This is a genomic window from Pseudomonadota bacterium (assembly GCA_026388215.1).
Taxonomy (GTDB): Bacteria; Desulfobacterota; Syntrophorhabdia; order Syntrophorhabdales; family Syntrophorhabdaceae; genus JAPLKF01.
Genome location: JAPLKF010000034.1, coordinates 1 through 19461, shown reverse-complemented (window position 1 = coordinate 19461; position 19461 = coordinate 1). Strand labels below are relative to the sequence as shown.

21 protein-coding genes are annotated in these 19461 nt (G+C 41.1%); 13 read left to right on the top strand and 8 right to left on the bottom strand.

What is annotated here, in order from left to right:
- Positions 1-442: 442 nt before the first annotated feature.
- Genes NTU69_02630 through bioD form a run of 3 tightly spaced genes read left to right on the top strand, consistent with a single transcriptional unit; the run spans position 443 to position 2022 of the window.
- A complete protein-coding gene (locus NTU69_02630) occupies positions 443-1084 on the top strand; it encodes a redox-sensing transcriptional repressor Rex (protein MCX5802425.1) in 642 nt (213 codons plus the stop codon).
- 9 nt (positions 1085-1093) lie between these two features.
- The gene (locus NTU69_02625; protein ID MCX5802424.1) at positions 1094-1303 is read left to right on the top strand and encodes a hypothetical protein; all 210 of its coding nucleotides are present in this window, start codon (positions 1094-1096) and stop codon (positions 1301-1303) included.
- Positions 1303-2022, top strand: coding sequence for a dethiobiotin synthase (gene bioD, locus NTU69_02620; protein ID MCX5802423.1), 720 nt, complete (start codon positions 1303-1305; stop codon positions 2020-2022). Before NTU69_02625 ends, bioD begins: the two co-directional genes overlap by 1 nt.
- 81 nt (positions 2023-2103) lie before the next feature.
- On the opposite strand, the gene NTU69_02615 is transcribed toward bioD, so the two are convergent.
- Both NTU69_02615 and NTU69_02610 read right to left on the bottom strand, forming a co-directional pair.
- Positions 2104-3291, bottom strand: coding sequence for a pyridoxal phosphate-dependent aminotransferase (locus NTU69_02615; GenBank protein ID MCX5802422.1), 1188 nt, complete (start codon positions 3289-3291; stop codon positions 2104-2106).
- A gap of 3 nt (positions 3292-3294) precedes the next feature.
- Positions 3295-4488, bottom strand: coding sequence for a pyridoxal phosphate-dependent aminotransferase (locus tag NTU69_02610; protein MCX5802421.1), 1194 nt, complete (start codon positions 4486-4488; stop codon positions 3295-3297).
- Positions 4489-4851: 363 nt separating this feature from the next.
- On the opposite strand from NTU69_02610, the gene NTU69_02605 reads away from it, so the two are divergent.
- The 5 genes from NTU69_02605 to NTU69_02585 all read left to right on the top strand — a co-directional run bounded on the left by NTU69_02605 (position 4852) and on the right by NTU69_02585 (position 10651).
- Complete coding sequence (locus NTU69_02605; protein ID MCX5802420.1) at positions 4852-5706, top strand: MoxR family ATPase; 855 nt, start codon at positions 4852-4854, stop codon at positions 5704-5706.
- Entirely contained in the window at positions 5706-6923 is a 1218-nt protein-coding gene (locus NTU69_02600; protein MCX5802419.1) for a VWA domain-containing protein, read from the top strand. The genes NTU69_02605 and NTU69_02600 overlap by 1 nt, the downstream gene beginning before the upstream one ends.
- A gap of 169 nt (positions 6924-7092) precedes the next feature.
- Positions 7093-7866, top strand: a complete 774-nt coding sequence (gene uppS / locus NTU69_02595; GenBank protein MCX5802418.1) for a polyprenyl diphosphate synthase — start codon at positions 7093-7095, stop codon at positions 7864-7866.
- The gene (locus NTU69_02590; GenBank protein ID MCX5802417.1) at positions 7863-9863 is read left to right on the top strand and encodes an ATPase, T2SS/T4P/T4SS family; all 2001 of its coding nucleotides are present in this window, start codon (positions 7863-7865) and stop codon (positions 9861-9863) included. Before uppS ends, NTU69_02590 begins: the two co-directional genes overlap by 4 nt.
- The gene (locus NTU69_02585) at positions 9860-10651 is read left to right on the top strand and encodes a TVP38/TMEM64 family protein (protein ID MCX5802416.1); all 792 of its coding nucleotides are present in this window, start codon (positions 9860-9862) and stop codon (positions 10649-10651) included. The genes NTU69_02590 and NTU69_02585 overlap by 4 nt, the downstream gene beginning before the upstream one ends.
- Here NTU69_02585 and NTU69_02580 read toward each other — a convergent pair.
- Genes NTU69_02580 through NTU69_02565 form a run of 4 tightly spaced genes read right to left on the bottom strand, consistent with a single transcriptional unit; the run spans position 10583 to position 13222 of the window.
- The gene (locus tag NTU69_02580) at positions 10583-11371 is read right to left on the bottom strand and encodes an undecaprenyl-diphosphate phosphatase (GenBank protein ID MCX5802415.1); all 789 of its coding nucleotides are present in this window, start codon (positions 11369-11371) and stop codon (positions 10583-10585) included. The genes NTU69_02585 and NTU69_02580 overlap by 69 nt on opposite strands.
- Positions 11368-12144 carry a TonB family protein gene (locus tag NTU69_02575; protein MCX5802414.1) on the bottom strand — a complete coding sequence of 259 codons (777 nt, stop codon included), beginning with the start codon at positions 12142-12144 and terminating at the stop codon, positions 11368-11370. The genes NTU69_02580 and NTU69_02575 overlap by 4 nt, the downstream gene beginning before the upstream one ends.
- Complete coding sequence (locus tag NTU69_02570) at positions 12141-12551, bottom strand: biopolymer transporter ExbD (GenBank protein MCX5802413.1); 411 nt, start codon at positions 12549-12551, stop codon at positions 12141-12143. The genes NTU69_02575 and NTU69_02570 overlap by 4 nt, the downstream gene beginning before the upstream one ends.
- Entirely contained in the window at positions 12548-13222 is a 675-nt protein-coding gene (locus NTU69_02565) for a MotA/TolQ/ExbB proton channel family protein (protein ID MCX5802412.1), read from the bottom strand. Before NTU69_02565 ends, NTU69_02570 begins: the two co-directional genes overlap by 4 nt.
- 818 nt (positions 13223-14040) lie before the next feature.
- On the opposite strand from NTU69_02565, the gene NTU69_02560 reads away from it, so the two are divergent.
- The 5 genes from NTU69_02560 to NTU69_02540 all read left to right on the top strand — a co-directional run bounded on the left by NTU69_02560 (position 14041) and on the right by NTU69_02540 (position 17528).
- Positions 14041-14172 carry a hypothetical protein gene (locus NTU69_02560; protein ID MCX5802411.1) on the top strand — a complete coding sequence of 44 codons (132 nt, stop codon included), beginning with the start codon at positions 14041-14043 and terminating at the stop codon, positions 14170-14172.
- Entirely contained in the window at positions 14165-15319 is a 1155-nt protein-coding gene (locus NTU69_02555) for a radical SAM protein (protein ID MCX5802410.1), read from the top strand. The genes NTU69_02560 and NTU69_02555 overlap by 8 nt, the downstream gene beginning before the upstream one ends.
- 215 nt (positions 15320-15534) lie before the next feature.
- On the top strand, positions 15535-16329 hold the full coding sequence (panB, locus tag NTU69_02550; GenBank protein MCX5802409.1) for a 3-methyl-2-oxobutanoate hydroxymethyltransferase: 795 nt from the start codon (positions 15535-15537) through the stop codon (positions 16327-16329).
- 1 nt (position 16330) lies between these two features.
- Complete coding sequence (gene panC / locus NTU69_02545; GenBank protein ID MCX5802408.1) at positions 16331-17176, top strand: pantoate--beta-alanine ligase; 846 nt, start codon at positions 16331-16333, stop codon at positions 17174-17176.
- A gap of 1 nt (position 17177) precedes the next feature.
- Entirely contained in the window at positions 17178-17528 is a 351-nt protein-coding gene (locus NTU69_02540) for an aspartate 1-decarboxylase (protein MCX5802407.1), read from the top strand.
- A 2-nt stretch (positions 17529-17530) separates the two neighbouring features.
- Here NTU69_02540 and NTU69_02535 read toward each other — a convergent pair whose 3' ends face one another.
- Positions 17531-19084 carry an acetolactate synthase large subunit gene (locus NTU69_02535; protein ID MCX5802406.1) on the bottom strand — a complete coding sequence of 518 codons (1554 nt, stop codon included), beginning with the start codon at positions 19082-19084 and terminating at the stop codon, positions 17531-17533.
- A gap of 33 nt (positions 19085-19117) precedes the next feature.
- Positions 19118-19461, bottom strand: a 344-nt coding sequence (locus NTU69_02530) for a protease inhibitor I42 family protein (protein ID MCX5802405.1), incomplete at its 5' end; no start/stop codon positions are given.

The following is a 19461-nucleotide window of genomic DNA, read 5'->3' as shown; positions in this document are numbered from 1 at the left end:
GTTTGTGCTTGAACGTTATCCCCTGTTTCATTTGGTAATTCTCGATAATTCATTTATTTGAAATCATTTAGTAGTAGGTGTGAAATTTAGTCATGATATAATCTTACATTGCCCATATAGTCAAGTTTTAATTTTACAGTTAAATCATGGATGCAGCGTAAAATCTTATAACATCTCAACCATTTACGTTTTAACATCCCCCATCAGCGATCAAAATATCTCAAACAGGTCAGTATAATTGATGGATTTTCAATAATCAAGCACCAATTCTAAGTCTGTAATTTTGTTATTGGTAATTGTATATGGTTGGTTATTGGAATTTGGTTATTGGTAATTGACATGCCATGATCTATGAACTAATATTGGCTTGTTAAATTTTTCTCTTGCAATTCATGTGAAAAATTGTTAGAAAGTAAAAAAATACAATACTAAGGGTGGAAAAATGGCTAAGTATTCAAAAATTCCTGAGGCAACGATAAGGAGGTTATCAAACTACTTAAAGTGTCTTGGGGACCTTGAATCAAAGAATGAAAAGGTGGCATCCAGTGCCCTCATTGCAACAATATGTAATGTCAACGCAGCTCAGGTAAGAAAAGATTTTGCATATTTTGGTGAATTTGGCATAAGAGGCATGGGTTACAATGTGAAAGAACTTAAATTCCACATAAAGGAAATACTTGGCATAAACAGGGTGTGGAGGATTGCAGTGGTGGGTATCGGGAATATGGGGAGTGCCCTTTTGGTGTACAAGGACTTTTTAAAACAAAAATATAAGATAGTAGCGGCATTTGATATTGATCCTGTAAGTGTGATAGGACGTATCTCTGAGAGGATGGGAAGGCATATAGAAATACTCCATATAGACACGTTAAAAGAAGTAGTAAAGGTAAGAAATATAGAAATAGGGATTATTACAGTCCCTCCGCAAGAAGCGCAGAAGGTCGCAAACTTACTTGTGGAGGCCAATGTAAAAGGGATTTTAAACTTTTCCCCATCACCGGTTACAGTCCCTAAACAGATTAAGCTTAGAAACATCTTTTTTACAGCAGCCCTTGATAATCTCGTGTATTATCTTTCAAATTGAGAGGTCAAAATGTGGAAGATGCTGGGAAATATTATAGAGATGTTTGTTTACTCTTCCATTTATATGGTAATAGTTCTTGTGTCCCTGAAAATAGTGGGGGCAATCTTTTCGACAGATTTTGAGAAAAAGATCGCAGATGAGGGCAACATAGGCCTTTCTATTATTTGTGCCTGTCTTTTTATAGGTTTTGCAATTCTTCTTTCCTCAATTGTACGGTAGTGAGAGCACTTTTCATAACCGGAACCGATACCGGGGTTGGTAAGACCGTTATATCGGCCGGGTTGTCAGCATTTTTGTCTCTTAGAAAAAGGATGGATGTTGGTGTCATGAAGCCTTTTGAGAGCGGGCTTTCAAAAAGGAATAAAGACCTGCTTCCATGGGATGCGATATGTTTAAGAGAGGCATCAGGTAGTAGTGACGACCTTGATAATATAAGCCCCTATACCTTCGAAGCCCCCCTTGCACCTGAGGTTGCTTCAATGCTTGAGCATGTCAAGATAGACATAGAAATCATTGATGGGATTTACAAAAATATTCTGAAAAATCATGACATTGTAATTATAGAAGGGGCAGGTGGTGTTCTTGTGCCGATAAAAAAAGGATTTTTTTTCGCCGACCTGATAAAAAGGTGGGATGCGCCAACCATAGTAGTATCAAGGCTGGGTTTAGGCACGATAAATCATACCCTTTTAACCTGTAACTGTTTACAGTCTATAGGGATAAGTGTTGTTGGGGTGATTTTGAACGATACTGACGGAACGGGCAATTTAGCGGCAAAAACGAATCCTGAAGTTTTAAGAAGGTATCTGAATGTTCCAATCCTTGGTATTTTCCCTTATACAAAGGATTTATTGAAGGGGAGCATGGATAGAGAGCTTCTTGCTGATACCTTTTTTAGGCATATTGACACAGAGGCTATACTCAGTAGAGCTTCTTAGCGTTCAGCTTTTATCAGTCAGCTATCAACAATCAGCGTTCAGCCATCAACATTAAACCACTTCCCACTCACCATTTACTAATTACGATTCACGTTTCACGGCATTCCCGACCTCGTTAAAATATTTTCTTGAGCGCTCTATCGTATCGAGGTCAACACAATAGGCTAATCTAAAATAACCCTGTTTCCCAAAGCCCACCCCAGGAACAGCAAGTATATGGTGTTTTTGTAAGGTTCTCACGAACTTTATATCATCGGGGATCGGGGATTTGGGGAAGATATAGAAGGCACCCATCGGTTTCATGACTTCAAAGCCTGATTCTATCAGGATGTCATAAATAGTATCCCTCCTTTTTTGATAATCCATAATATCTACACTGTTTTTTTGAAACTTCCCCACAAGCCTCTGCATGATAGCCGGGGCATTTATAAAACCAAGGGTTCTATTGGCGAATATTGCGGCATCAATGAGTGCCTGGGCATTTTTAATGAGTGGAGATATGGCGATGTACCCTATTCTTTCGCCTGGTAGCGCAAGGTCCTTTGAATGGGATATGATTACGATAGTATCTTCATAGATATGAAAGAGATTGGGGAACGCAATGCCATCATATATGATTTTTTTATATGCCTCATCGGAAATAATAAATATCCTTTGCCCCTTTTTCCTTTTTTCCATAAGCAATGATGCAAGCTCTTCGAGCTCCTTCTCGTTGTAGACAATGCCTGTTGGATTATGTGGGGAGTTTATTATAATTGCCTTGGTCTTTTTATTGATTGCCTTCTCTATATTATCAATATCAAGATGAAAGTCTTCCCTTGTATTCACAAGCCTCATCAAGCCACCATGGTTTTCAATATAGAACTTAAATTCTATAAAGAACGGACATGGCACTATTACCTCATCCCCCGGGTCAAGAAGGGCCTTTAAAACAACATTAATACCACCTGCCGACCCCACTGTCATGATAATATGGTCTTTTGTAAAGGCAAGACCTGTATTTTCTTTGTGAAATTTTGATATCTCTTCCCTTACCTCTTCATACCCGCTGTTTGACATATATCTGTGCATCCCTTTCACATTTGATGATACTATCCTTATAAGCTCCCTTTTCAGGGCTTCGGGTGGCTCTATAACGGGATTGCCAAGGGTAAAATCAAATATATTTTCTTCCCCATACAACCTTTTTAACCCTTCCCCTACTTCAAACATAGCCCTTATCCATGAAGAACTTTTCATTGATTCAGCAATCTTTTTCGATATAGCCATGACCTACCCCTTTTTTATAAATCTTTCCCCTATTTTTTTGAATCCATCGATGGCGCCATATATTTTCCCTATAGGGACGCAGTATGCAATCCTGAAATAGCCGCTCTTGCCAAAGCCCCTGCCAGGAACTACAAGGATTCTCTCTTCCCTTTGCAGCTGCATTACAAATTCGAGTTCGTTCTTGATGGGTGATTTTGGAAACATATAAAATGCCCCCATGGGTTTTACACATTCGAATTCAGCCTCAATGAGCGTATTGTACATAAGGTCCCTTTTCTCCTGATAGTCTTTGATGTTCACGGAGTTATCCTGAAACTTACCTGCAACTCTCTGAAATAGGGCGGGGGCATTGACGAAACCGAGTGCCCTCACAGATATGATGAGACCCGAGACAAGGAGGTCGATCTCTTTGATATTGGGCGATATCGCAATGTAACCTATTCTCTCACCCGGAAGGGCGAGGTCTTTTGAGTGGGATGTAACGGAGATGACAAGATCATATATCGTGAAGAGATTCGGTAATGTAATATTATTGTACACAAGTTTCTTGTATGCATCATCGGATATTATATAAATTTCTTTACCATCTTTTCTTTCATTGTACAGCAAACCTGCCAGTTCTTTCAGATTCTTTTCGCTGTATACAATCCCTGTTGGGTTGTTTGGGCTGTTTAAAAGGACTGCCTTTGTTTTATGGTTTATTGCCTCTTTAATCTTTTCAATATCAAGCTGAAAATCTTCCTTTGTGTCAACGAATCTTACCACACCCCCGTAGTTCTCGATATAATTCTTAAACTCCCAGAAGAAGGGTTTTGGCACAATCACCTCGTCCCCTCTGTTTAACATGGCCTTGAGAAGAACATTGATACCGCCGGCACAACCTACCGACATAAAGACGTGTTTGCTGGTGAAATGGAGGCCGTAATATGTTTTCAGGTATTCTGCGATTTCTTTCCTCACGCTCTCGTACCCGTTGTTTTCCATATACCTGTGCATTCCAGGTGTTCTGTCCATGAGCATATCAACGAGCGCTTTCAGTACTGCTGGAGGAGGCTCAACATCGGGATTACCGAGCGAGAAGTCATAGACCCTGTCTTCCCCAAAGGTTTTTTTCATTCTTAAGCCTTCCTCGAACATCTTTCTTGTCCATCCTTCCTGATCGAGTATCAGCTTCTTCATTTTTTTTGAAATAATCATTTACCCCTCCTCAATAATAAAAAAAGCCATGGGTTTATCGCCATGGCTTTATAATAAAAAAGCCATGGGTTCTGCACCCATGGCTTTTTGCTTCTTTCAAAGCATAAAGGTACACGGGTGCAAACTACTAAAGTAAAAGTAATAAAAGTTTGATGGTATCATGAATCTATTCATAGTATCTTAATTTAAAAAAAACATAGTTATTTGTCAAGCAAAATTATCGCGTTCTAAGTCATTACAGAAGGTGTACCATTTTTTCCCCATTCTTAACAATTACGTGATAATCGTTTGAAGTTGACAATGGACCATTAAGGACTTATAGTATAGTGATATTTTTCACTTACAATTAAGGAGGCTTAAAGGATGGGCAATGTTGTTCTTGGATATAAGGGAAGTGATGATTATATAGCTTCAAGACCCCTCATGGAGATTGTAAATGTCTCGGTTGCTTTAGGTAAACCTCTGGTTATTAAAGGTGAGCCAGGGACTGGTAAGACACTCCTTGCACACAGCATAGCGACGGCGCTCAATAAGAGGCTTATCGTCTGGAATATAAAATCTACAACAAAGGCAAGAGACGGTCTTTATGTATATGATACCGTTCAGAGGCTAAATGACGCGAGGTTTAAGGATAAGGATATTTCAGACATTAGAAAGTATATAAAGCCTGGCAAATTAGGCCAGTCATTCATAAGCGATGAGCAGGTAGTACTGCTCATAGATGAGGTAGATAAGGCGGACATAGAATTCCCGAATGACTTACTCAACGAGCTTGACGAGATGTCCTTCCATATACCAGAGCTCGATGAAGAGGTTGCAGCAAAGCATAGACCAGTTGTGGTGATTACCAGTAATGCAGAGAAGGAATTGCCCGATGCCTTTCTGAGGAGATGTATATTCCATTATATTGAATTTCCTGATGTAGAGATGATGGAAAGGATTGTGAAGGTCCACTTCCCCGATATAGAAACAAAGCTTGTAAGAGAGGCAATAAAAAGGTTTTACTGGATAAGGGAAGTTGATGGACTCAGAAAAAAACCATCCACGAGTGAACTGCTCGACTGGATAAAAGCCCTTGCCCTGGGTGGTATAAGCGTCGACAAAATCTCATCCGAAATACCATTTCTGGGAACCCTCCTGAAGAATGAGCTTGACACAGACAGATTTATAAAAGTCTCTAATTCCCATGGTGGTTTTGGTTTGAAAAGAAGGTTTTAATGTTCACTGATTTTTTCTATCTCTTAAGAAAGAAGGGTGTGCCTGTTTCTGTTACGGAATGGGTATCTTTCATCGAAGCCATGTATAACGGTTATTTTCAATCAAGCCTGAATCACCTCTACTATGTTGGAAGGGCCTTTCTTGTAAAGAGCGAGGCATACTATGATATGTTTGATTTAGCATTCCAGGAATATTTTGGTGGTATTAAAACAGAGGGCATTGAACTGGATAAGGTCCTTAAATGGCTTGAAAATCCACTCCAAAGGCTTCCTAAGCTGAACCCTGAAGAAATGGAAGAGTTTCAAAAGAGGCTGGAGGAGTTCAGAAAGACCCATAATATGGACGAATTGATGAGACAGTTCAGAGAAAGATTGAAGGAACAAAAGGAGAGGCACGATGGGGGAGGCAAATGGGTTGGAACAGGTGGAACATCCCCTTTTGGGGCATATGGATACCATCCCGGTGGTATCAGGGTGGGTGGAGAGTCATGGATGCAGTCAGCAGCTAAGGTTGCTGAAGAGAGAAGGTTCAGGAATTACAGGAACGATATTATCCTTGATGTGAGACAAACAAAGGTAGCATTAAAGAAATTGAGGGAGCTTAAGAGGGAAGGCGCGGAAGAGGAGCTGGACATTGACGAGACAATAGATAAGACTGCCAAAGAAGGTGGTGAAATCGAGCTTGTTTTTAATAGATCAAGAGAAAATACGGTGCGGATTATCCTTTTGATGGATACAGGGGGCTCAATGTTTCCGTACATAGAACTCTGCGAAAGGCTCTTTTCTGCCGCATCACAGATGGAACATTTTAAAGACTTTAAATACTATTTCTTCCACAATTGTATATACCAGGATGTCTATGAAGATATAGCAAATTACAAGAGGGTGCCTACGGAGAAGCTATTTTCAAACTTTCATAAAGGTTACAAGGTATTTATTGTTGGAGATGCAAGGATGGCATTCTCTGAGTTGTTTGATGTAAATGGTTGTATCGATTACTTTTCTACGAATGATAAACCGGGCGTAGAATGGCTCCTGAGAATAAAGGAGCATTTTCCACATTCTGTCTGGTTGAATCCAACACACAGAAATTATTGGGACCATTATACAGTAGATAGCATAGGGAAGATTTTCCCCATGTTTGAACTTACCATTGATGGATTGAAGGATGCGATAAAGTCCTTAACGTCAAGAGCGAAACCTCCTTTACAGAATTAAATAACAGCTACCAGCAATCAGTCCTGCAGGGCAAGATTAACTATCAGCAGGAAAACAGAGCATAAATATGGGAACTAAGCCAACCCCTTTTTTGCTGAATGCTGACAGCTAAAAGCTACTTAGTTAAAATAAATGTTAATTTTTTGCAAAATATACATTATAATTTAGTATGCTCGTTAAAAGGTTTTTGTATTTCTCGTATGAGAAGCTTCTTGAAAGGGAAGTAAAGAAAGGAACAATACCTACCCATGTTGGTCTGATCCTTGATGGCAACAGGAGATATGCGAAGGAAATGGGTTTTGATGATGCCACTATGGGCCACAAGGAAGGTGCAAAAAAACTCGATGATGTGCTAAAATGGTGTGCTGAATTTGGTGTAAAGATTGTAACGATTTGGGTTCTTTCTACTGACAATATACAGAGAGGCAAGGGAGAGATTGATGCCCTCCTTCAGGTTATAAAAGAAAAGATTGAGGAACTTTCAGAGAATCCAATAATAAAGAAATATAGATTCAAGATAAGGACATTGGGAAATCTTGAAATATTACCTGAAGGGTTGAAGGAGATCATAAAGAAATCTGAGGAGTCTACGAAGGATTATGAAGACCACATTTTAAACATAGCTATAGGTTATGGTGGAAGGGAAGAAATTGTAGAAGCAGTGAGGCAGGCTATTAAAGAAAAAAAGACAGGCATGCCGGGGGAGCTGGCGAATGATATAACCACAGATGATATAACAAGCCATCTGTATACGTGTGGTATGCCCGATCCTGACCTGATAATCAGGACAAGCGGTGAAATACGTTTAAGCGGGTTTCTTCTGTGGCAGAGCGCATACAGCGAATTTTATTTCTGCGATGCTTTGTGGCCTGTTTTCAGGAAGATAGACTTTTTAAGGGCTATTCGAAGCTATCAACACAGAAACAGGAGGTTTGGAAGATGAGTGACAGCACGAATAGAATTGCGTGCTTGAAAAATACAGAACTGTTCAAGGATCTCAGTGAGGATGAACTTCAGGAGTTTGCGAACAGGCTGAAGGAAAGGATATATCCTCCCAACACCGCTATTGTGCGAGAGGGTGCATCCGGCGATTCCATGTTTATCATAAAGAATGGCAAGGTGGAGGTAAAAAAGAGGGAGGCTTCCCTTGGGGTGGATTTTACCATTGCCACACTGGATAGCGGTGCATGCTTTGGTGAGATGGCACTTTTAACTGGTAAACCGAGATCGGCTACGGTCCTTGCAAACCAGGCGACAGAAGTTTTTGTATTGGAAAAACATGACTTTGAGTCTCTTCTTCGCGAACATCCTTCAATCTCCATGTCCTTAAACAAGATCGTTGCAGAGAGGATAGAGGAGATGAATGCCCAGAAAGGGATAGGAATGGTATCCCTTTCCAAACTGAAATTGGATGCGGATGTATTATCTCTTATCCCTCAACAACTTATCATGAGATATAAGATGCTGCCTGTCGCATATTCAAATCAGACCCTGACCCTTGCCATGGTAAATCCCCATGACCTTTTGGCCCTTGACGAGGCGAGAAAGTTTATAAAAGGGGTAGCGATTGACCCTGTTGTTGTTGCAGGTGATGATTTCAAAAGGTTTATGGAAAAAGACTATCAAGAGATTTTTAAGAGCGAGGAGGATGGTAGGGCGGATGTGAATATAGAGACCCTCCTCAATTCTATGGATCACATTCAATCTGACATAATGAAGGATGCTCAGTTTGACGAAGCTAGTGAAGAAGAACTCGGGGTAACAGACCTGGCGAGAGAGGCAGAGGGCGCACCCATTATAAGGCTTGCAAACAATATCATTGCAGTGGCGTTAAAGAAGGGTGCAAGCGACATCCATTTAGAACCAATGGAAAAAGGGTTTAGAGTACGTTACCGTATAGATGGGGTTCTCAGGGAGGAAATGGTATTACCAAAGAAGATTCAGCTCCCACTCACAAGCAGGATCAAGATTATCTCTAAGCTTGATATCACTGAGAGGAGAATGCCACAGGATGGTAGAATTACTATGAGATTGGCAAATAAATCGATAGATTTCAGGGTTTCAACAGTACCCACAAAATTTGGTGAGAAGATCTGCTCAAGGATACTCGACAAGAGCAATACAATGCTCGGGCTGGATAAATTAGTATCCCACCTGCCCACCCTGGAGCTTGTCAGGGAAATGATAAAGAAGCCTTACGGGATTATATATGTTACAGGGCCTACCGGTTCCGGAAAAAGTACTACCCTGTATAGCGCCCTTGCTGAGATAAATAGTATCGATGTCAATATATCGACGGTAGAGGATCCAATCGAGTATGACCTTGCAGGTATCAACCAGGTACAGGTGAATCCCGATATAGGGCTTAATTTTGCGCGGGTATTGAGGGCCTTCTTGAGGCAGGACCCTGATATCATACTTGTTGGAGAAACAAGGGATCAGGAAACAGCGAAAATCGCAGTAGAGGCGGCGCTTACGGGCCATCTTGTCTTTACAACCCTTCATGCCAATGATGCACCAAGCACCTTTATGAGGCTGATGGAGATGGGAATAGAACCATTTCTTGTCTCCACATCTATTATTGGTGTTGTTGCACAGAGGCTTGTAAGGAGGGTATGCACGAATTGTAAAGAAAAATATGTACCGGATAGCGTAATATGCAAATACCTTGGACTAAAAGAGGGGATAGAGTTATACAAGGGCAAGGGATGTGATGTCTGTGGTATGACAGGTTATAAGGGCAGGGTGGGAGTGTATGAGGTTCTTATGGTCAATGAGGCGGTCAGGCACCTGGTGGCAGAGGGAAGTGATACGCAGATAATAAGACAGGCAGCTATTGAGGGTGGCATGAAGACGCTGAAAGACTATTGTGTCGTTCTTCTCGAGACAGGTCTAACCAGTGTTGATGAAGTTCTAAGAACAGTAACAGTTCAGACTTGAAAAACAATTCTATATTTAAATCCAGTTCCCTCTCTTTATTTTTCAGGGTAATTCTCGGTTTATCAATGCTTGCCCTCATCCTTTTAATCTTTTATGTGTATCATGAAGGGGCCTGGAGGGAGATAATCATCTATTATAGATATTTCCTGAACTATAAGAGGCTGGAAGCATTCATCTCTTCATTCGGTACTTTTGCTGCCTTTATCTTTGTCCTTTTTCAAGTCTTTCAGGTTGTATGTGCGCCTGTCCCAGGTGAGGTTACAGGTTTTGTGGGGGGTCTCTTATTTGGGAAGGTATTGGGGACAATCCTTTCCACATTGGGGCTGACAATAGGTTCGATCCTTGCGTTTAGTTTAGCAAGGGTCTTTGGTATGAAAATAGTAGAGAAGGTAGTAAAACAGGAATATATAGATAAGTTCAATTTTTTCATTACCCATAAAGGTCTGTATATTGCCTTTGTACTATTTCTCATACCAGGGTTTCCCAAGGATTCAATGTGCTATCTTCTTGGCCTCACACATATGAGATGGGTAGATTTTGTTCTTATGAATGTCTTTGGAAGGTTGCCCGGCACCCTGATACTTACATTCCAGGGTAATGCCGTGAAGCAGGGGAAATATCAGGCGTTCTTCACATTGTTGATAATCAGTATTATCCTGACCGTTGGCCTATATCTAATGAGGAATCACATTATAAGATTTTTCAGTTATGTTGTACATTCAATATTTGGAAAAAAGAAGGATGAGAAGGGCTATTCCAATCCTATAATAGGCAAAAATATCAAGTGAATGTTTTTTGAGATACCCTATAAGAAATTTCAGGCTCAAAGCACCAAAGAAAAAGGCCGATGCCACCCCAATTACGTATACCCCGATACTGTCACTTTGATAATGGAGATGTTTTAATTCGTATAAGCATGTACCGAAGATGATCGGTATTGATAAAAGAAAAGAGAAATCTACCGCTTGAGTCCTTTTTAGCCCTAAAAGTATCCCCAAGGTTATTGTAATCCCGCTCCTTGAAGTTCCGGGAATGAGGGCAATTGCCTGGGCAACACCTATCAGGAGGGCAACCTGATATGATATCTCTCCTTTATTGATATTTATTCTTTCAGATATAATCATTAAAATGGAGACAGCGAAGAGCATAAAGGCCGTTATGTAGGGAGTTCTTAAATACCCCTCGATGAAATCTTTGCATAGATACCCGAATATTGCTGCGGGGCAGGTGGCTATGATGATTTTAGAAATAAGGGAATCCTTTATCATCCCTTGTTTTAAGTCTTTTATCCCTTCTAACAGGATATTTAAGAATTTTTTCCCATAGATTAGCATGATCGCAAATAGAGTTCCAGCGTGCAAAAGAACATCATAGGCGAGTTTATCTATATTCCCTTCACCGATTTTAAAAAACCATGGCAATATAATGAGGTGGGCTGAACTGCTTATTGGTAAAAACTCCGTTATACCCTGTATGGCACCCATTATAATGCTTTCGAGGATGCTCAAGATATGTCCCCTGGCAGGAATCTAAAGCCTATTTCGATCGATTCTGTGTTTAGTGAGGCGGGTATTGGTGGCAGGGGGTCTACAACCCTTAAGACCCGGAGTATTGATTCATCGTATATTCTGTTTCCTGACCTTTTTTCTATGTTAATATCGACGATTCTCCCATCCTTCCTTATCTTAATCGTGACTATTGTTTCTAACTGTTTTTTAAATGAAGTAATACCAGGCAGACCCCAGGCATTTTTTATCTTTTCCCAGACCTCAAGCATATATTTTTGCGATACAGGGTCAAGCGGTCTTGAACCTCCTTCAGAGGATAAAGGAAGGCCAAACCCTACACCACTCCCTTTTCCTGAACCAGCTTCTTTTCCTGCTTTTGCAACATCGAGATATCCTGTCCGTCGTTTTATTTCCCTTATCCTTTCCTCAAGACGGCTTAATTCTTCTTTTGATGGGGTTTCCTTTGCGCGTACCTTCTTTTTAGATAGGGAAATGGCATCTTTTTCCTGCCTTACGGGTACAGGTTTTTTTACTTTAGTTGGCGGGGCTGGTTTTGAAGAGTCTTCTTTTATCCGGGGTAAGGTCTTTCCTTTATATCCCCCTGTCGCACCAAGGACTGCTCCGCCTATATCACCAACAAGGTTCACAGAATAAGAAGATGACAGATCGATCTTCCTTGAGGTCTTTTTAATAGGTATACTGAATATGCCTACTACGAAGAAATGTAGTATTGTAGATAATACAAGCATTTTATACCAGGTTGCTTCGTTCATCTTTCTTCAAGAGGTTTTGTTACTATGTTTATTTTCTCAATGCCGGCTTCCCTGATAATACCCATACAGCTCACAACAAATCCGTATGAAACATTCTTATCTGCCCTTAAAAATATCTCCTTGTGGCTTTTATTCGCAAAGAGAAGCTGTATTGCTGCCCTGAGGTCTTTTATATTCAGTTTCTTTTCATTCAGTATAAGCATCCTGTCTTTTGTGATGTTAAGAATTTGTGGCTCGTCCTTTGAAGGGAGGGGTTTTGTAGTTACATTCGGGATTTCTATATTCATACCGTGCTGCATCATGGGTGCTGTGATCATGAATATAATAAGGAGCACGAGCATGACATCAACAAGGGGTACTACGTTTATCTCGGATAGCGGTCTCGTTGAATCTTTTAATGCTTTCATTTCTCGAGGATATTCAAAATATGCATAGAGGCATTTTCCAGCTTTGATATAATCCTTTTGAGCCTACCTACAAAATAATTGTACGCAAGTACCGCTGGTATAGCTGTAGCAAGGCCAATAGCAGTCGCAATGAGGGCCTCGCTTATGCCAGGGGCTACCACTGCGAGGCTGGTTGTTCCTCTTATGCCTATTTCCCTGAAGGAGTCCATAATCCCCCATACCGTGCCGAATAACCCTATAAAAGGGGCAGTATTTGCTGTTGTGGCGAGAAAAGAGAGCCTTCTTTCGAGTCTTTCAGACTCTTCTGATATTGTAATCTTGAGCACATTTTCTATGAGCGGAATTGTTTCAGGTTTAATATTCGGGTTGTCTCTCTGTCTTGATGAAATCTCTTTATAAGTTGCGAGAATTAATCTATAAAATGGATTATCAGGACTTTCTCTATACATTGTAATGAGCTTTTTGAATGAATCAACCTCTTTGACAATTTTAATGAACCTTTCCCCCTCTTTTTCAACCCTTCTGTATTGTTTTAGCTTGTAAAGCATAATTGTCCACGACACTATTGAGAAGATAATGAGGATAATAACCACTGCCTTTGCAACTGGTCCTGCAGAGTATAGAAGGCTAAGTAATCCACCTGTATACATATTGAGATTGGAGAGACCCATAATTTAGAATCATACAATAAAACCTTGCTCATTGTAAAGAAAAACCCCCTGGGAAAATCCCAGGGGGAAGGGGGGTTATTATGAGAAGCTATGGAGGTGATTTTCTATGTTTTATATATACCTTGTGAATTAAAGAACTTTAAAGTATAAGAAATCCTTGTATTTTCAAGGTAACCCTTATATAAATAGCTACTGCAAATAGTGCCAATCTGGTTTATTATAATATATTGTGAATTATTTAACATATCCTGCATTAAAATAAGACATAAAAAGGTATTTGTCAATAAAATTTTTTATACTTTGAGACAAAATATGTTTTTTTATAAGGTAGCTATAAATATATTGCATCTTGGCTTCACATTAAGACCTGAATGGATAGCATTGACTTGAATGAACCTATAACCCATGATTAATTGATAATATCTGCAATTCAGACACTGGACTCAAGACTTTAGACATCAGACTTTTCTATGTAAGAAATTAGCCCTTGGAGTATCCTCAAACTCTCCTGACCTTTTGTCCATAGTTCTTCATATTCATTGGTGTCTAAATATCCCAATTCCTTTGTAAACCTGATATAGTAAGTCTATGGTCTGATGTCTATGGTCTACTGTCTGAATCAAAGTTGCCAGGCCTTTATTTTTGTGTAATCTCTGCCTATTCCCTTTTGTTGTCTGAAGTCTATAGTCTAATGTCTATTGCCTTATGTCTATGGTCTACTGTCTGAATCACAGTGATAATATGCCTTTATCCAATGCGGCAATAGTTATTGAAGATAAAGAGGTTCTGTGTTATGTTAATAAAAAAGGAGGATGGTAATGGCATCAAATTCTAAGAAAACTGGATTAATAAGAAAGAGAAAGAGAACAAGTCAGGGGAAAAAGAGAAAGAAAATAATGTCCAAAATATCTACACCTGCCTTTTCAATCCATGTAAGTAAAGATGAATAAAGCATTAAGGTATGAAATAGGGCCGATTAGGCCGCCAAATGAGGTGTATAGTCTCCTTGTGAGATTTACAAGGAATTGCCCCTGGAATCAGTGTGAATTCTGCAGTATATACAAAGGAAAAAGGTTTGAGAAAAGGAAGCTTGAAGAGATAAAGATGGATATAGATACAATAAGGCAGATCAACGATGATATTCTTAGCCTATCCTGGAAGAAAGGTTCTGGGGGAAAGATCACTGATGACTTGATGGATGAAATATTTTCGGGTGATAACTACAACGAATGTTATAAAAGCGTTGCCATGTGGGTGTATTCTGGAGGAAAGAATGTGTTTATACAGGATGCAAATTCCCTTGCCATGAACCCCGATTCCTTTATAGATGCCCTTAAGTATCTTAAAGAGAAGCTGCCCACTATCGAAAGGGTAACATCTTATGCCCGTTCAAGAACGATTGCAAAAAGACTGGATGTAGAAGACCTGAAAAGGATGAAGGAGGCAGGACTTACAAGGCTTCATATCGGTTTGGAGACAGGTTATGATTTTCTCCTGAAATATTTGAATAAGGGTGTGACAAAGGAAGAACATATAGAATGTGGAAAAAAGGTAAAGGAGTCGGGCATAGAACTCTCTGAATATGTAGTACTTGGGGTAGGTGGAAAGAAATGGTGGAGGGAACATGCCTTTGAAACTGCAGATGCCTTGAATAGAATCGACCCTGATTTTATAAGGTTTAGAACATTAAAGGTTCTAAGAGGTATGCCCCTCTATGAAAAGGTAGAAAACGGTGATTTTATAATATCCCATGATGAGGAAATCCTTTTAGAGGAGAGGCTCTTGATAGAGAACCTTGACGGGATAACGAGTTATATTAAAAGTGACCACATCCTGAATCTTCTTGAAGAGATTGATGGCAAACTGCCTGACGACAAGGAGAAAATATTATCTGTTATAGATGATTTTCTGTCCATGGATGAAGAGCAAAGGATTGTATATAGATTTGGGAGAAGAACCGGCATTTACAGGAGCGTTGACGATTTAGGAGATGAACTTACCTATTTGAAGATAAAAAAGGCAGTCAGGGAGATGGAAGAAAAAGAACCTGGCAGTGTTGAGAAAACCCTTTCCCTGCTCCTCGAGAATTATATCTAATACATCAATTAAGGGTTCAAGTGATTTAAAAACACTCGACCCCCGATCTATTCACTGCCTTTACATTAGTACAAAAAAATAGTTGACTTCATTGAAAAATAGGTTTTATAATTTCGATATACCGCTTGGATCCTGAAGCTGGACCGAGACGGAAGGAAAGATTGATAAGCCTTCTGAACCGTGTTCAGAAGGCTTTTTGTTTGAGGAGATTCTAAATGAATAAGATGACGGTACCAATCTTAAAGGGTAAAAAGGGCAAGGAAAAGATAACAATGCTTACCGCGTATGACTATACCTTTGCAAATATAATGGACAATGCTGGCATAGACTGTATACTTGTCGGTGATTCTGTTGGCAATGTGATGCTTGGATACCCGAACACAATTCCTGTAACAGTTGATGAGATGATACACCACACAAAGGCTGTTTCAAAAGGCGCGAAAAATGCACTTGTTGTAATAGACATGCCTTTTATGTCCTATCAGGAAAGCATAGAGCAGGCAAGGAGAAATGCAGGAAGGATGATTAAGGAAAGTGGGGCTGAGGCTGTGAAGCTGGAAGGTGGTGTAAAGATGAAGGATGTTATCAGGGCTTTAGTGGACATCGAGATACCGGTTATGGGACATATAGGGCTTACCCCGCAATCGATACACAGGATGGGCAGTTACAAGGTTCAGGGTAAGGGCGAAGAGGCAGAGGCGTTAATAAAGGATGCAAAGGCAGTTGAGGAGGCAGGTGCATTCTCTGTTGTCCTTGAGTGTGTTCCAAGGAAACTTGCAAAGGAGATTACGGACATGCTCTCTATCCCCACTATAGGCATAGGGGCAGGGCCGGACTGTGATGGACAGGTTCTTGTAATCCATGACCTTCTCGGTCTGTTTGGCGAATTTAGGCCTAAATTTGTAAAAAGTTACCTTAATATTCGGCAGGAAATGGACACAGCAATAAAGGGCTTTATAGAAGAGGTAAAAGAAGGGGTATTCCCGGATGATACCCACTCTTTTCATTAGCATGAGATTAGTAAAGACCATTAAAGAAATGCAGTCCCTATCTGAGGAATTGAGAAAGGAGAAAAGGATAGGTCTTGTCCCTACAATGGGATACCTCCATGAGGGCCATCTTTCCCTTGTGAAAATGGCGAGAAGGCTAATAGATGTGGTTGTGGTAAGTATATTCGTAAACCCTGCACAATTTGGCCCAAAAGAGGATTTTAGTAAATACCCGAGAGACTTACAAAGGGATATGAAACTCCTTGAGAAGGAGCATACGGACATTGTCTTTTTTCCAGAGGATAAGGATATGTATCCTGAGGGATATTCTACCTATATACAGGTCAAGGGGCTGGAAGATTACCTTTGCGGCAAGACAAGGGCAGGACATTTTGTTGGTGTGGCAACCGTTGTTGCGAAGCTACTTAATATTGTGAAGCCCCACCTTGCGGTCTTTGGGCAGAAAGATTACCAGCAAATAAGGGTCATTCAAAGGATGGTGAAAGACCTGAACATGGATATAGAGATAATTCCCCATCCTACCTTACGGGAAAAGGATGGGCTTGCAATGAGTTCAAGAAATACTTACCTAAGTCCCACAGAGCGGGAAAGGGCCCTGCTCATATACAGAGCGATAAAGAAGGTAGAGGAGATTTTCAAGGAAGGCCAAAGGGGGGCACCAGTTCTGAAGGAAAAAGTGAAAAGGGTTTTGAGTTCAAAGAATGGCATAGACATTAAGTATATAAGTATTTGTAATACTGATACGCTTGAAGAAGTTGATCAGATAAAGGATAAAGCACTTCTTGCAATTGCCTGCCGTATTGGCAGGACAAGACTTATTGATAACACTATTTTGATGGAGGCTTAACGTGTTTAGAACAATGATGAAATCAAAGGTTCATCGAGCGCTCGTTACAGAGAGCAATCTTGATTATCAGGGGAGTATAACCATTGATGAACTCCTGATGGAAAAGGCAAACATACTTCCCTATGAACAGGTAGATATCTATAACGTAACAAACGGCGAACGCTTTACCACATATGCGATAAAAGGGGAAAGAAACTCAGGCGTTATATGCATCAACGGGGCTGCAGCCCATAAGGCAAGGAAAGGGGATATTATCATCATAGTCTCCTATGCAATTTACGATGAAAAGGAACTTGCCTCCTTTGAGCCAAAAAAGGTATATGTGGATGAAAAAAACAGGATAAAGGCCTGATGCTATTTCAGTACCATCTCGATGAGATGCGGGCCTGGTTCTTGTAAAGCCCTTCCCAGTTCACGGGCAAGCCCTTCTGCGGTATTTACGGACACTGCAGGCACACCGAGCCCTGAAGCAATTTTTACCCAGTCAATTGGTGGGCGGGTGAGGTCTATAAGGGATTGAGCCCCAGGACTTGGTGATGTGATACCTGCACGAATGAGTTCTAAATCTAATATGTGATAACTTCGATTTGAGCAGATTAGTGTTGTCACATTTAATGATTCCCGCGCTTCAGACCATAAGGCCTGTACAGTGTACATGGCGCTCCCGTCGGCCTGTAAATTAATCACCGGCCGGTCAGGGCATGCAACTTGAGCCCCCAGGGCGCAGGGCATCCCGTACCCGATAGAACCACCCGATATGGTCATGAGGCTATGAGGTGCTATACCCCCGGTTAACGGGTAATAATCGAATGATGTGGTGATCCCTTCATCCACGATAATTGCATTTTCAGGCTGCAGGGCAGCCAAAACCCGACAGGCCTTTTCTCCTGTCAATTCACCTTGAGGAAGCTCAAGGGGGGTTCGTTCCGCTAAAACATTGCCTGCTTTTTTCACAAGACCTTGTGTGCTTAAGGCATCAGCCAGACATTCTAAGGCCTCCACAACATTCTGCCTGCCCGTACCAATATGGATTTTCAGCTGATTTTTCTTCAGTATCTCACTATCTATACCTTGATAGCCGAAGAAGGTGACAGGTTCTTTTGAGCCTGCCAGTACTATTGCCTGGTATTGGGAAAGCCTGGCAAATGCCTTTTCGGGGAAGTAGGGAACACGCTCCACAACCGGCAACCCTGCCCCCCTTTCCATGTATCCAGGAAAGGTTTCCGTAAAAAGGTCACACCCTGTAGCGTTTTTAATGCGGGCTGCTGCCTGTAACCCCTGTTTCCGCAAGGCCCTGCCGCCGAGCATAAGTGCCACCTTTTTATTGTTCCGGAAGAGCTGAACAGCCTTCTCGATGGAATCGCTGTCAACAGGGTCGAATGAAAACTTTGGTAGGCTTATCGATTCATCAATACATTCAGTTAGCAGGTGGTCATTGGGTACAATCAGACTCGCTATCTGCCCGTACCAGGCGTTCGCGATGCCATTGGCAATGTCCCGTGACAGGGTTTCAATAGACTTGCTTGTACACTGCCATCCTGACACAGTGCCTGTTAGGGCTTCAATATCCATCGTGAGTGGTGCATCTGCCCCTCGATGCCATGTGGCATGCTCACCGATCACATTGAATACAGGCGTATGTGCACGCCGTGCATTATGCAAGTTGGCAATGCCATTAGCAAAACCAGGACCTAAATGGAGAAGTGTCATTGCAGGCCTGTCCATCATGCGCCCGTAACCATCAGCTGAGCCTGTACACACACCCTCGAACAACCCCAGTATGGGTCTTATGCCTGGTATAGAATCAAATGCAGTAACTACAGGCAATTCTGTAGTGCCTGCATTTACGAAACATACCTCAATGCCTGCAGCTATTGCAGTTTTTATGAGTATTTCTGCGCCGTTCATAGAGCGTTCTCCTTTGGTTCTCTTTTCACACCCCTATTTTGCGGGTTTCACAGTAACTTCAATGGTAGTAGTCCTAACTGGTAGAGTATCTTTTTCCCAGGGGCGAACATACCCCATGTTGATCCTTGTTTTCCCCCCGCCCACCGCCTTAAAGGTCCAGACCTCTTTATTGCCAGCACCTATGACCCTTGTTTCAGGTGCCTTGTATTCAGAGCTTATGAGCCTTATTATCCCTTCATCAAAAGGTTCGGTGAGCTGCCAACTATAGCCGGTTGTCCGGTTCGATTCAAGGACAAGTGTAAATTCCTCACCCACCCTTGCCTCAAGGGTTTTTGTTATTGATTTTTGTGAGCCAATATCCTGTTCCTGGGCAATGG